The organism is Streptococcus sp. IsoGale021 (assembly GCF_031142795.1).
GTDB lineage: Bacteria > Bacillota > Bacilli > Lactobacillales > Streptococcaceae > Streptococcus > Streptococcus hominis.
This window is the reverse complement of the sequence record NZ_JAKZJH010000001.1, coordinates 13,266-27,081: the sequence shown is the minus strand read 5'-3', so window position 1 is coordinate 27,081 and position 13,816 is coordinate 13,266. Positions and strand designations below refer to the sequence as shown.

Annotated in this window: 13 protein-coding genes, 1 pseudogene and 1 riboswitch; of the genes and pseudogenes, 8 read left to right on the top strand and 6 right to left on the bottom strand. The window is 42.8% G+C overall.

Annotation, left to right across the window (positions count from 1 at the left end):
- Positions 1–6: 6 nt before the first annotated feature.
- From RG565_RS00145 to RG565_RS00135, 3 genes are read right to left on the bottom strand one after another with little or no spacing between them, the layout of a single operon-like run.
- Entirely contained in the window at positions 7–660 is a 654-nt protein-coding gene (locus tag RG565_RS00145; protein ID WP_247905955.1) for an energy-coupling factor transporter transmembrane component T, read from the bottom strand.
- Positions 657–1,991, bottom strand: coding sequence for an ATP-binding cassette domain-containing protein (locus RG565_RS00140; protein ID WP_247937416.1), 1,335 nt, complete (start codon positions 1,989–1,991; stop codon positions 657–659). Before RG565_RS00140 ends, RG565_RS00145 begins: the two co-directional genes overlap by 4 nt.
- A 1-nt stretch (position 1,992) precedes the next feature.
- On the bottom strand, positions 1,993–2,553 hold the full coding sequence (locus tag RG565_RS00135; RefSeq protein ID WP_247937417.1) for an ECF transporter S component: 561 nt from the start codon (positions 2,551–2,553) through the stop codon (positions 1,993–1,995).
- 83 nt (positions 2,554–2,636) lie between these two features.
- Positions 2,637–2,724, bottom strand: a riboswitch (TPP riboswitch).
- A 264-nt stretch (positions 2,725–2,988) separates the two neighbouring features.
- Here RG565_RS00135 and metE point away from each other — a divergent pair.
- The 6 genes and pseudogenes from metE to RG565_RS00105 all read left to right on the top strand — a co-directional run bounded on the left by metE (position 2,989) and on the right by RG565_RS00105 (position 10,162).
- Complete coding sequence (gene metE, locus RG565_RS00130; RefSeq protein WP_247937418.1) at positions 2,989–5,238, top strand: 5-methyltetrahydropteroyltriglutamate--homocysteine S-methyltransferase; 2,250 nt, start codon at positions 2,989–2,991, stop codon at positions 5,236–5,238.
- Positions 5,239–5,551: 313 nt separating this feature from the next.
- Positions 5,552–6,406 (top strand): methylenetetrahydrofolate reductase [NAD(P)H], encoded by an 855-nt coding sequence (gene metF, locus RG565_RS00125; protein WP_247937419.1) that lies wholly within the window; start codon positions 5,552–5,554, stop codon positions 6,404–6,406.
- A 223-nt stretch (positions 6,407–6,629) separates the two neighbouring features.
- Positions 6,630–8,099: pseudogene (locus RG565_RS00120) on the top strand (glycoside hydrolase family 1 protein).
- Between the two features lie 12 nt (positions 8,100–8,111).
- Positions 8,112–8,954, top strand: coding sequence for a Cof-type HAD-IIB family hydrolase (locus tag RG565_RS00115; RefSeq protein ID WP_308937435.1), 843 nt, complete (start codon positions 8,112–8,114; stop codon positions 8,952–8,954).
- A gap of 11 nt (positions 8,955–8,965) precedes the next feature.
- Positions 8,966–9,559 carry a histidine phosphatase family protein gene (locus RG565_RS00110; protein WP_247937421.1) on the top strand — a complete coding sequence of 198 codons (594 nt, stop codon included), beginning with the start codon at positions 8,966–8,968 and terminating at the stop codon, positions 9,557–9,559.
- On the top strand, positions 9,560–10,162 hold the full coding sequence (locus tag RG565_RS00105; RefSeq protein WP_247937422.1) for a histidine phosphatase family protein: 603 nt from the start codon (positions 9,560–9,562) through the stop codon (positions 10,160–10,162).
- 233 nt (positions 10,163–10,395) lie between these two features.
- Here the strand turns inward: RG565_RS00105 and RG565_RS00100 are convergent, their stop codons facing one another.
- The 3 genes from RG565_RS00100 to RG565_RS00090 are packed head-to-tail and all read right to left on the bottom strand — an operon-like array spanning position 10,396 to position 12,726.
- Positions 10,396–10,806 (bottom strand): hypothetical protein, encoded by a 411-nt coding sequence (locus RG565_RS00100; protein ID WP_049533362.1) that lies wholly within the window; start codon positions 10,804–10,806, stop codon positions 10,396–10,398.
- Positions 10,781–11,686 (bottom strand): phosphodiester glycosidase family protein, encoded by a 906-nt coding sequence (locus tag RG565_RS00095; protein ID WP_247937423.1) that lies wholly within the window; start codon positions 11,684–11,686, stop codon positions 10,781–10,783. Before RG565_RS00095 ends, RG565_RS00100 begins: the two co-directional genes overlap by 26 nt.
- Positions 11,683–12,726, bottom strand: a complete 1,044-nt coding sequence (locus tag RG565_RS00090) for a bifunctional glycosyltransferase family 2/GtrA family protein (RefSeq protein ID WP_247937424.1) — start codon at positions 12,724–12,726, stop codon at positions 11,683–11,685. The genes RG565_RS00095 and RG565_RS00090 overlap by 4 nt, the downstream gene beginning before the upstream one ends.
- A 267-nt stretch (positions 12,727–12,993) precedes the next feature.
- On the opposite strand from RG565_RS00090, the gene rpsF reads away from it, so the two are divergent.
- Together rpsF and RG565_RS00080 are read left to right on the top strand one after the other, a co-directional pair.
- Complete coding sequence (gene rpsF / locus RG565_RS00085) at positions 12,994–13,284, top strand: 30S ribosomal protein S6 (protein WP_003026325.1); 291 nt, start codon at positions 12,994–12,996, stop codon at positions 13,282–13,284.
- 11 nt (positions 13,285–13,295) lie between these two features.
- Positions 13,296–13,787, top strand: a complete 492-nt coding sequence (locus RG565_RS00080; protein WP_003039831.1) for a single-stranded DNA-binding protein — start codon at positions 13,296–13,298, stop codon at positions 13,785–13,787.
- Positions 13,788–13,816: the final 29 nt, after the last annotated feature.

Here is a 13,816-nt window from a genome sequence, read left to right as displayed (position 1 = left end):
AAATTCCTACTTTGGGATAAAAAGGGTTAGATTGATAAGGAGGAAAATCAAGAAGCAAGCAAGGGTAGTGCTTTTTGGTGTTTCTAAATGTCGGTAATAGCTTCGTTTGACAGTCTCATCAAAGCCGTGTGCATACATAGCTTCTACATAGGAATCTCGCCAGTTGAAAGCGATAAAAATTGCTTTGATATAAAAGATTGGCGACCAGAAATGTAAGGTTTTGCCTCGCAAAAGACTGGCTTCGCGAACAGCTTGGATTTCTTTTTGAATAACTGGAATAGCGTTTAAGACAACGAGCAGCCCGTAGGTAAAATGACCCGGAAGTCCTTTTTGATGCCAGTAGCGCAAGAGTTGATTGAGATTGACGCCGTATAAAAAGGTCATTCCCAGAGCTGCTAAAGCAAAAGAACGTGTAAAAAGAACAATCGCTTGACTTTTGTCACCGTGAAGCTGAATAGCCCAGAAATTTGCTAACGCCGGAAGTAATGGCAGAAGGAACACCCAGAGAATACCCCACCATTTCCTAATATAAATAAGGTAGATGAGTGTTCCTGCGACAATAGCGCAGTTGAGCCATGTTGAGCGGACAAAGGAGATTTCTAACGTCAAGGCAATGAGAAGGAGCAAGAGTGCTAGGACATTTGTTTCTTCTTTTTTCATAGCGCTCTCCTTTCTGTCAACCCGTGAGACGTCAACTCTACCAAATAATCACTAATACCGTCTAATGGCTCTAAGCGATGAGAAATGATAATAAAGCTCTGTTGTGCAGCTTTTTCTCTGATCCAATTAGCAAAAAAATCACAGGCTTTTTTATCTAAGCCAGTAAAGGGTTCGTCCATGAGTATGACAGGAGTTTCCAAGGACAGGATAGCCAGTAACTGAATGATTTTTTTCTGTCCGCCGCTCAAGTGGAAAAGACCAGAATCCATTTTGTCCTCTAAGCCAAATAAATCCAGGGCTTCTTGTACCTTTGCTTGGTTTTCATTGGAAAGAGAGGGCAGGTTTAATTCCTCTGCAGGGGTCGTCCGAATGAATTGCTTTTCAGCATCTTGAACAACAGCAGTAATATGGCGATATAACTTCTTGTTCTTCTTAATTTTTCGGCCCTGATAACGCATGCTGCCTTTGTATTTTTGCAATTGCAAAATGGCACGAAAGAGAGTGGACTTGCCGGCACCGTTAGACCCGATGAGAGTCGTAACACCTTGCTGAAAAGTAAAATCCTCAATCGCAAAAAGTATTTTTGAGTCAAATTGACAGGAAACGTGCTGTAATTGTAAGAGAGGATTTCGCTGGGTATTTTCGCATGCCAGCTGATAGCTTGGGAGTTCCTTTTTTAAAAGAGCTACATCTCGTTCAAAAAGTTCCCCATTTTTTAACTCAACAAGGTGGTCAACGCAGTCAGCATAGAGGCTACGATCATGGTCACATAAAATAACAGTCTTCCCCATTTTTGTCAAATCCGCTAACAGATGAATCAAGCGCTTGCGTGCCTCTTGATCGACAGAAGCAAAGGGCTCGTCCAATAGAATAATCTGCGAGTCCATAGCCAACAGAACCGCCAGAGAGACTTGTTGCTTTTCTCCACCAGATAGGGTCAGAAAGTCCCGATGAAGCAAGTGATCTACTTTGCCAAGAGCAATCGCATGCTGGATTTTTCCATCAATCTGGTCAGCAGGTATCTGGAGATTTTCCAACGTAAAAATCAATTCTTCATAGAGAGTTGGCATGGTGAATTGACGGCTTGGATTTTGAAACATCATACTGAGGTAGGTGACTCGTTCATGAATAGATAAATGAGATAATAGTGTATCACCTAGTTTTACCTCTCCAGAGAAGTCTAGTTCGTTGAAATTCGTTAAAATCCGAAAAAGAGTTGATTTGCCAGCACCGGTATCACCAATCAGGAGCGTCATTTTTCCTGTTTCAAAGGCGAAGGTTAAATCTTTAAAGACATCTCTAAAATAAATGTGCTCTAATGTTAGTTTCATCTTATTTACCAGCAGCTTGGTTAATCTTGTCGTAAAGATTCATAATAATTTTGACTAGAACGGCGCAGAAAAAGAATACAGAAAGGAAGCGGACAACAAGCAATGCTAAGACAAAACCGGGGTTAAAAGCATAGTAACCAATTTTGAAATATTCATAGGCAAAGCTCAAAAGGGTCGTACCAATTGCGCTGTAAGTAAGTGACAACCAATCATAGCGTTTGTATCTGGTCGCAGCAAACCCAAGCTCGCTACCAAATCCTTGTATGAAGCCAGAAATCAAGGTGCTCGTGCCAAATTGGCTACCATATAGTACCTCTGCGAGGGCTGCAAGCACTTCTCCAATCGTGGCGCTACCAGTTTTGCGAATGAGTATAGCTGACATAGGAGCTGCCATGCACCAAAGTCCGAACAAGACTTCATTGGCGAAAGGCTCCAAACCTGCTGGCGCTAAAATAGCTGTCAAAATATTGTAAAGAAAACCTGAACCGACAAAAATCCCACCGAAAAGAATAGCTAAAAGAGCTAAGAGGATAACATCTCGTAAACTCCATTTTTCAAACATAAAAAAACTCCTTCTAACAAAGCAGATGAGGAGTTTTAGCGCGACAAAATAAAATCTAATCACATAAATGATTAGAACGGTTTGGTCTTTCTTATACATTTCCCTGCGGCAGCATTAACTGCATCAGGTTCCATGGGTATAATCTCAGCCTCAGCACCCCAAATGTTCTTTGCTTTTTATTATGTTGCTATTCTAACATCTATTTTAAAAAATAGCAAGCAAAGGATTTTCAAAAATTTTGATGTATGCGGCTGCCATAGCCTTAAACTATATCAAATCATAAAATGTTAAACGACACGCGATGAAATCAACGTTTAATATATATTTAGAATCTTGCCATAGTTTTTAACTATAGCAAACTCCTAGAAATTCCAATTATACAGAGCTTAGATTTTCTGTTAAGATAGTGTCAACAAGAAATTTTGGAGGATGACTATGTCAACTACGATTATTGGCTTCCCGCGTTTGGGAGAATTCCGCGAATTAAAATTCACTACTGAAAAATACTTTAGGAATGAAATTTCAGCTCAAGAGCTCCTGGCTGCTGCCAAGGACCTGCGCGCCAAGCACTGGAATATCGTCAAAGAGCACGGGATTACTGAAGTGCCGTCCAACGATTTTTCTCACTATGATAACGTTTTGGATGCTGCCTTCCTCTTTAACGTAGTGCCGTCCTCTGTTCAGGGCTTGGACCTGTCTGATTTGGAGCGTTATTTTTCCCTGGCCCGCGGCTACCAAGGGAAAAAAGGGGACGTCCGTGCCCTGCCCATGAAAAAATGGTTTAACACCAACTACCATTACATCGTTCCAAAGTTTGAAAAAGACACCCAGGTCAAACTGGCCGGTCACAAGATTTTTGACGAATACCAGGAAGCCAAGGAACTGGGCCTGGATACCCGTCCGGTCCTGGTAGGTCCCTTTACCCTTCTGCAGCTGTCCGACTTTGAAGAAGGGGTAGAGGCTGCCCAGTTTGTGGCTGCCATGGCCAAGGTCTATCAGGAAGTCTTTGCCAAATTGGCCGACCTAGGAGCTGAGCGCATCCAGCTGGATGAGCCAAGCCTGGTCAAGGACCTGTCCGCCGAAGAGAGGGACCTCTTCCTTGATCTCTACAGGAAAATCCTGGCTGACAAGAAGGGACTGGAAGTCCTGATTCAGACCTACTTCGGCGATGTTCGGGATATCTACTCTGATTTGATCGAACTGCCGGTAGACGCTATCGGTCTGGACTTCGTCGAAGGCAAGAAAAACCTGGAGCTGGTCAAGTCCGGCTTCCCGGCCGACAAGACCCTCTATGTCGGGATTGTCAACGGTAAGAATATCTGGTGCAATAATTATGAAAAGAGCCTGGCTGTCCTGGAGCAGGTTCCGGCTGAAAAGCTTGTGCTGACCAGCTCTTGCTCCCTCCTGCATGTACCTTTCACCACAGCCAATGAAGACTTTGAAGAAGCTATCCTCAAGCACTTTGCCTTTGCGGCTGAGAAGTTGAATGAGCTTCGGGACCTAGATGCCATCCGCAATGGTGGCGGAGCAGAAGCCCTGGCTGCCAATAAGGAACTCTTTGCGACAGAGCGTGTCGGTCAAAATGCTGAATTGGCAACTCGTATCGCTGGATTGACAGATGCAGACTATACTCGTCTGCCGACCTTCGCAGAACGCGAAGCCATTCAGAAAGAAGCCTTCAAACTGCCGGCCCTTCCGACGACAACCATCGGTTCCTTCCCTCAGACCAAGGAAGTTCGGGCCAAGCGCCTGGCCTTCCGCAAGGGAGAACTGTCCCAGGAAGACTATGACAAGTTCCTGGCTGAGCAGGTTGACGAATGGATCAAGTGGCAGGAAGAAGTTGGTTTTGATGTTCTGGTTCACGGGGAATTTGAGCGTAATGACATGGTAGAATACTTCGGTCAAAACCTGTCCGGCTACCTCTTCTCCAAGAACGGTTGGGTGCAGTCCTACGGTATGCGTGGGGTGAAACCGCCGATTATCTGGGGCGATGTAACCCGCCTCAACCCGATTACTGTTAAATGGTCCAGCTATGCTCAAAGCCGGACTGACAAGCCGGTTAAGGGAATGCTGACGGGACCTGTAACTATCCTCAACTGGTCCTTCCCACGGGAAGATATTTCCATCAAGGACTCTACCCTGCAGATTGCTCTGGCCATCAAGGACGAAGTTCTGGACCTGGAAGCTGCCGGCGTTAAGATTATCCAAATCGATGAAGCTGCCCTGCGTGAAAAGCTGCCGCTCCGTCGCAGCGACTGGTATGAAGATTATCTGGACTGGGCTATTCCGGCCTTCCGTCTGGTCCACTCTACCGTTGCACCGGATACGCAGATCCATACCCACATGTGCTACTCAGAGTTTACCGATATCATCCCGGCCATTGACAACATGGATGCGGATGTTATCTCCTTTGAGGCCAGCCGCTCCAACCTGGAAATCCTGGATGAGCTCAAGGCCAAGAACTTCCAGACAGAAGTGGGACCTGGAGTTTACGATATCCACTCTCCTCGTGTACCAAATGAAGAGGAAATCGACCACACCATCGAAGCCATCCTGACCAAGGTGCCGAGCCGCAAGCTCTGGATCAATCCTGACTGCGGCCTGAAAACGCGTGGTATTACTGAAACCAAGGCCAGCCTGGTCCGCCTGGTAGAGGCAGCCAAGGCAGCGCGTGAAAAACTTTAATCAAAAAATAAGAGCTGACAGAAGGGTGGACCTGCCCCTGCCCTTGCTGTCTTATACTCGTCGAAAATCAACATGATACTTTGCCAGTTTCAACAGTCCAGTGGACTGTTGAAAGTTGCGGATAAAAGGAATGCAGTTCCTGTCAAAAACTGTCTGGGAGACTGTGAGAGGTTGCAAATAGAGAAAGCGAAGCTTTTCTCTTATGTAACTCCAGTACTTTTGATGCAAACTAGGTTTGCTTTATCTGCAACCTCGCCTCGCTTTCGCGTCTAATTTTGATTTTCATTGAGTATTAGTAAAGGAATTGTAAAACATGTCTAGCCCAAGTCCGTCTCTCTCTTTTGAAGTATTTCCTCCCAATCCAGCAGTAGGCAATGAAAAGATTATGGTGGCCCTGAAGGAAATGCAGGATCTGGTGCCTCATTTCATCAGTGTTACAGCGAGTAATAATAAGTTCAATATTGAAGAAACGACGGTGCGTCTGGCGGACTTTATCCGCAATGACCTGCACATCCCGACCATTGCTCACCTGCCTGCGGTTTATCTGACTAAGGAAATGGTTACAGAAACTCTGACAGCACTTGATAAGGTAGGTGTTCATAAAGTATTGGCGCTTCGAGGAGATATTTTTCCAAATATGGAGCCAAAGAAAGATTTTACCTATGCGACGGATTTGATTGAGTATATTAAGGAACAGGCACCGCATTTTGAAATTATTGGTGCTTGCTATCCAGAAGGGCATCCGGACTCGCCCAATCAAATCTCAGATATCCAAAATCTCAAAAAGAAGGTGGATGCCGGCTGTTCCAGTCTTTTAACACAACTTTTCTTTGATAATGAGAGCTTTTACGATTTTCAAGATAAATGTATCTTAGCAGGGATTGAAGTGCCCATCCATGCAGGGATTATGCCGATTTTAAACAGAAATCAGGTTCTTCGTTTGCTCAAAACCTGTGAAAACATTTATTTACCACGAAAATTTTGCTCTATTCTAGATAAATATGAACACGATCCAGAGTCGCTCAGAGCAGCAGGATTAGCTTATGCGATTGACCAAATTGTTGACTTAGTCACTCAAGATGTGGCAGGCGTTCATTTATATACGATGAACAATTCCGATACTGCTCATCGAATTTATCAAGCGACGCATACATTTTTTGATAAGTAAGCATGTCCTGATTTGTTTTGGGAACAGGATGTTCTGACCTTTGTTGTTCTGCAGTTGCAGCTAGAAACCTTGAAAGAGTGCTGAAAATGCGCTCTTTTTGGTTTTCTGATAGATAGGAAATATTAAATAATGGAAGAATAGTATCATTATCTCTGACTATTCTACAAGAAAAGGGTTTCAAAAAATAGTATAATAGAAGTGATCAAAGAATGAGGTGAATGAAATGACAGAAAAACGGTTTCCGAAGGGCTTTTTATGGGGTGGTGCGACTGCTGCCAATCAGTATGAAGGTGGCTGAAATTTAGGTGGGCGTGGTCCGGCTACATCTGGTACAGCTAAAGCAGTGCGACCTGAAGAACGTCAAAATTTAGAAGGTTTCTCTGCGCCCATGACCAAAGCAAAAGTAGAAGCTGCTCTTAATGACAAGGAAGGACTCTACCCTAAGCGCTGGGGCTCTGACTTTTATCATCGTTACAAGGAAGACATCGCCCTCTTTGCGGAAATGGGCTTCAAGACTTTCCGTCTGTCTATTGCTTGGAGCCGGATTTTTCCCAAGGGAGATGAAACCCAGCCTAATGAAGAAGGCTTGGCTTTCTATGACGCAGTTTTTGATGAACTCAATAAATATGGCATTGAACCTTTGGTGACGTTGTCACACTATGAGACACCGATTCATTTGGCATTAGAGTACGGTGGCTGGAAGGATCGCCGAGTTATTGGCTTTTTCGAGCGCTATGTGCGGACAGTTTTTGAACGTTATAAAAATAAGGTGAAATATTGGCTGACGTTTAATGAAATCAATATTATGGGCATTTCTGGCTATGTTGGCGGCGGACTGCTTTTTGAAGACGGGAAACAAAATTTCCAAGACTTGTATCAAGCAGCACATCACCAGTTTGTAGCTAGCAGTTTAGCAGTCAAAGCAGCGCGAGAAATCAACCCAGACTTCAAAGTCGGTATGATGCTTGCTCGTATGCAAGCTTATGCGGCTACCTGCAATCCTTTGGATGTCATGGAGGAGATTCAGAAAGATCATGAAAATCTTTTCTTCTCGGATGTACAAGTCAGAGGGAAATACCCAAGTTATGCTCAACGCTTTTTCAAACAAAATGGTATTGAATTGCAGATAGAAGATGGTGACTTGGAGCTTCTAGCACAATACCCAGTTGATTTCATGTCCTTTAGTTATTATATGTCCTCTATGGTACGCGCTCAAGAGGAAGTATCTGGTGAAAAGACTGCCGGTAATTTCTCAATGGGAGAGAAAAATCCTTATCTAGAAGCATCTGATTGGGGTTGGCAAATTGACCTGGTGGGTCTGCGCATTACCCTCAATAAGCTCTATGACCGCTATCAAGTGCCACTTTTCATCGTGGAAAATGGTCTGGGAGCGTTGGATAAGGTAGAAGCAGATGGTGCTATTCATGACAACTATCGAATCGATTATCTCAAGGCGCATATTAAGCAAATGTACGAAGCGATTGAGGACGGAGTGGAGCTTATGGGTTACACGCCTTGGGGCTGTATTGACTTGGTGTCTGCTTCTACTTCTGAGATGAGCAAGCGCTATGGATTTATCTATGTGGATGCAGATGATGAAGGAAATGGAAGTTATGACCGCTCCCGCAAGGATTCCTTCTTCTGGTACCAGAAAGTGATTGAAACAAACGGGGCAGCAGCCTTAGAAGAATAGAAAGGTCAACAGATGAGCAGAAAAATTATCTTTTTAGATGTAGACGGAACTTTGGTGGATTATGACAATCGCATTCCAGAATCTGCTATTCAGGCTATTCGTCAGGCGCGGGAAAATGGGCATCTGATCTATGTCTGTACGGGACGTAGTAAGGTGGAAATGCCTCAGGAAATCTGGGATATTGGTCTGGACGGTATGATTGGCGGGAATGGTTCTTATGTGGAGCATGAAGGCCAGGTTATTATGCATCAGCTGATTCCTTTAGAAGTGGAAAAGAGAGTTGTAGACTGGTTGCATGAGAGAGGATTGGAATTTTATTTAGAAAGTAACAACGGTCTCTTTGCTAGTGAACATTTTCGTGACGCAGCACGTCCGGTCATGAAACTTTATGCCAAGAAAAAAGGCAAAACAGATGCGGAAGTTGAACATCAAGAGGTTGAAGATGTGATGCACGGCATGGTCTTTGGTGGCGAGCTTTACCGAGATGATCTGAATAAAATCAGCTTTATTCTCACTTCTTATCAGGATCACTTGGACTCTAAGGAAGCTTTTCCAGAGCTCAAGGCTGGTACATGGGGTGGTCGTGGAGAGGAAGCTCTCTTTGGCGATCTAGGAGTTAAGGATATTACGAAGGCACATGCGATTGATGTACTGCTAGAGCATTTGGGGGCAAAAAAAGAAGATACAATTGCTTTTGGAGATGCCAAGATTGACATTCCGATGTTGGAATATTGTCAAATTGGGGTTTCTATGGGCAATGGCGGCCCAGCAATATTAGCCATGGCGGATATGGTGACAGATGATGTGGCCGAGGACGGTCTCTACAATGCCTTTGAAAAATTAGAACTTCTTTAGAGGAATATTTTATGACAAAAACACTTTATTTGATGCGACACGGACAAACTTTATTCAATAAGCGGCATCGGATTCAAGGCTGGTGTGACGCCCCTTTGACGGACTTAGGAGTGTATCAGGCTCAGGTGGCTAGGCAATATTTTAAAAATGCAGGAATTACGTTTGATGCGGCTTACAGCTCAACATCTGAGCGAGCTTGCGATACTTTAGAAATTGTTACAAATGGTAGTCTTCCTTATCAGCGAGTTAAAGGCCTCAAGGAATGGAATTTTGGAACCTTTGAAGGAGAAAGTGAAGACCTCAATCCTCCTTTGCCATATGAAGATTTTTTTGTGACCTATGGTGGCGAATCTCAAGACCAAGTTCGAGAGCGCACGGCTGCAACCATCCTACAGCTCATGCAAGAAACGAAAGGCAAGTCTGTTCTCATGGTATCTCACGGTGGTGCTATGGCCAACTTTGCACGTGCTTGGGAAGACAACTGGCAGCTGGATAATCTAGGACACATGACCAACTGTGGTATTTTGAAGTTTTCTTTTGAAGATGACCAATTTTACCTGGAAGAGGCGGTTGGTCATGACTTTAGCGGCTGGGAGGAAGCGTAAATGAAAGATTTATATTTGATGCGGCATGGACAGACTTTTTTCAATCAAGAAGGGCTGGTGCAAGGAGTGTGTGATTCACCGCTGACTGATTTAGGTATAGAGCAAGCCAAGCAAGCGCGAGCTTTTTTCGAGAAAAATGGCATTGAATTTGGCGGTATCTACTCTTCCACTCAAGAGAGGGCTTCTGATACCTTGGAAATTGTGACTGGTCGAACAGATTACACCCGTCTCAAGGGGGTGAAAGAGTGGAATTTTGGACTTTTTGAAGCTCAGCCAGAAAGATTGCAGCCCAAGTTTCGAGCTGGTGCGGTGTCTTTTGAAGATTTATACGTGCCTTATGGGGGTGAAGATGTGGCTCAAGTAGGAGAACGCATGCTGACCTCTCTGACAGAAGTCATGAAAAAAACGCCTGCTGTTGAGAATCCAACATTGGTCGTCAGTCACGGTGGCGCTATGTGGGCTTTTTATCTAAAAGTAGGCTATTTGCCTGATCCTAATATTTATTTCAGTAACTGTGCCATTTGTCATTACCAATATGAAAATGACCAGTTTCTGCTTCGAAAAGTTATTGACCCATTGGCTAAAACGGTCTATGACTTGTAACGGCAACTTACTTATTATCGCTTAATCTCTTATAGAGAAAATAGCATAGAGTGACTGTTTAATAGTTGAATAAAAGAAAGAAAATGATGACCAAAACCATCATTTTCTTTCTTTTTATATGTAATTTTCAAATTTCCTTTTTCTGTAGGTGATTGCATTAGTAAACTATCCTGAGCTCAAGTATTTTACGAAAAATCTCGAAGAATTTTTCGAGATCTGCAATATTATAAAAGCTATTCTTCTGTCACCCACACGCTTCTGGTGAAGATCATGGAGAGTAGGGCTAATCCAGCAAGTCCTACTCCTACGTACCAGTAGGGGAGGTCCATTGTGGTGGAGCGTCCAGACAGGTTGACAATGCCACGAAAGAGAACGCCAGTAGCAATGGTTGCAACCGCAGAATTCCAAAGATTGAGACTGAGCCGTGAAAGATTAGGAATCATTTTTTGGAAAATCAGAAGCACCACTCCTCCTATTAGTGGCACTCCAAAGAGATAATGCATATAAACTGAAGTCTCACCAAAGCTGAAGTGCTCGTAAATACGACTAAAAATGAAGAAAAATATTGTGATTAAGGCATAGACAACGGCTGTCTTTTTGAACCGTTTCTTGCTTGCTTTAGTAACCGATGTAGACAATGTCACTCACCGCCCTTTCTGAAATTGTTCCGTTTGTTGTTGGTTTATTGATGACCTTACCATTGAAGTAAAGAGTAGACGATCCTCCTCCGTCAAGGTTATAAGCTGTTTTCACCCCGTAAGATTTCATAACTTCTGCGAGTTCATAGAGAGAAAGTCCCGCGCTTTCTGAAGTTCGACCGTCTGATACAATGATAATATAGTGATTTTTTTTAATCATTCCAATAGCTGTACGCGGATTGGAAGACATGGATTGCCCCACTTCCGAATTGCTTGAAACAGCAATCTTACCGTTTTCAACCAAAGTTGGACCAAAAGCGAGAAGGTTTACAACACCTTTTTTAACCAAGTCATCAGCAGAAACATCATTTTCGTAAACAATTCCGAAGCTCCCATCTTTATAAATTGCTAAGTCACTGTTGCTAGCATCTTCTCGTACGGTATTTCGATAGACAACACTGTTACGGATGACATAGCCAGTCGTGTTGGCTCCGTAGTAATCTCCGTTGATAGCAAGAATGGCATTGTTATTGGCTGCTGTGACAGAAGTCTTAGCAGTCACGTTATTTCCATAAGTATTTTGCGCTAGAGCGGTTTTGAGATATTCAGGCGAGCTGACCGTAATATCTGCAATGTACACTTTCGTGTTGCTGACGGTTTTTGTAGTAATCTTTACTGAAATATTATCGTCTTTATAGCTCGTATCAGTCGTTGTAGCATTTGTTGTGGCTTTAGCAGCAGTTGTACTTGTCGAGCTTGAAGAAGATTTTACAGTTGTAATAGACTCTGACAAGACAAAGGTTTTTAGCATTGAATAGGTAAATGATCCTGTTAGCAAAATACCAAAGAGACTAGCATAAGCATAGGATTTTTTAAATAATTTCATAATAAGGTATGAGTCCTTTCCTTGAAAATAATTTTTTTTTGCACGAGCCAAGATAGGCAAAAGAGCAACGCTCCGACAATGATTTTAACAATCAGCAAATTGAGACCGAAGATGGCATAAAAGAGTCTAATCAAAAGGGTGTCAAGGATAAACAGGCCCAAGGCTAAACCGAAATAACCAGTCCCTGTTTTGGCGACACTGTCTTTATTTTTAAAGACCAGTTTTTTATTTGCGGAATAATTGAAAATCGAGCTCGTGACACGAGCCACTCCGTTTGCCAGTAAAATTTTGAGACTAGTTGGTACCGCAGCAAGCACCAAAAGGGCTAGCGCATAGACGATATAGTCAACCAAAAAACTACTAATTGAAGAAAGAGCAAATTTAAACATATCTTTATAAATCATAAGCCCATCTCGTACCGGTCTAAAGTGAGAAGCTTGATTGTCATTGATATAAACCGTCTCAATTGGAACTTCAATGATAGGGTATTCTTTGGAAGCAGCTAGTAACATATTCATTTCATATTCATAACGCTGCCCTTCAACCTTCAACATAAATGGAATTATGTTGGTTGTAAATCCGCGAAGTCCTGTTTGGGTGTCTGTCACGGAAACACCAGTCTGTTGCTTAAACAGAAATCGTGTTAATTTATTTCCAAAAGCCGAACGTAAAGGAATGTTGCCAGAAAAAGATCGAGTTCCCAAAATCAACCGATTAGGGTTTTCTTGAGCCTTTTTGCTCACTCGGAAAATATCCCAAAGTTTGTGTTGACCGTCTGCATCAGCTGTGACCACTGCCCCATATTGACCTAAGGAATCAATATAAGAAAAAGCTGTTTTCAGCGCTTGCCCTTTCCCTTGATTTGTTGTATGGCATAGAATAGTAGCATATTTCTGTGCTTCTCGAAAAATGGAATCATCGTTAGCTGGACTGCCGTCATTTACCACGATGATTTGCAGCGAGCTCTTTTCCTTCACCTTTTGCAACAAATGAATAAGATGAAGGTCAGGTCTGTATGCGGGAATGACTAAATAGTTCATGCGTTTACTCCTTTCTTAGAAAAGTGATAGGAAATTTACACAACAGTATATAGAGCATAGCTTAAAACTAACTGATATCAGCTTTTTTTAAGGTTTTGAAGTGGAATGGGTAATGGAGTATAGGAAAAAACTGTGCTTTTTACAAAAACAAAAATCGAATTTTTCTTGCTATTTCCCAGAATGTTTAGTATAATAGTTATTCGTGAGAAAACCTCACTTACCCCTTGCAATGTCTGGGGGTCATTAGACCAAAAGGAGGAAAAATCAATGGCTAAATACGAAATTCTTTATATTATTCGTCCAAACATTGAAGAAGAAGCAAAAAACGCTTTGGTAGCACGCTTTGACTCTATCCTGACTGACAACGGTGCAACTGTTGTTGAATCAAAAGACTGGGAAAAACGTCGTCTTGCATACGAAATCCAAGATTTCCGTGAAGGACTTTACCACATCGTGAACGTTGAAGCTGAAGATGCTGTCGCTTTGAATGAATTTGACCGTCTTTCAAAAATCAACGCTGACATTCTTCGTCACATGATCGTCAAACTTGACGCATAAGAAGGGTTACTATGATAAATAACGTTGTACTTGTGGGTCGTATGACCCGAGATGCCGAACTTCGCTATACTCCGCAAAATCAAGCGGTCGCAACTTTTACTCTTGCTGTCAATCGCAACTTTAAAAATCAAAGTGGCGAGAGAGAAGCAGATTTTATCAACGTTGTGATTTGGCGTCAGCAGGCAGAAAATCTTGCAAATTGGGCTAAAAAAGGAGCACTCATCGGAATTACTGGTCGTATTCAGACACGTAACTACGAAAATCAGCAAGGTCAACGTGTCTATGTGACAGAAGTGGTAGCTGATAATTTCCAATTGTTAGAAAGCCGTGCCAGCCGTGAAGGTCAATCTTCTGGTAGCTATACTTCTAATAACTTCGGAAATTCATCTTCCAATTTTGGGAACTCAACTTCTGTTAACCAAGTACCTAACTTTTCTCGTGATGAAAATCCATTTGGCAATACCAATCCAATGGATATCTCAGATGACGATCTACCATTTTAATGGACAAACAGAATAAATATATAAAGGAG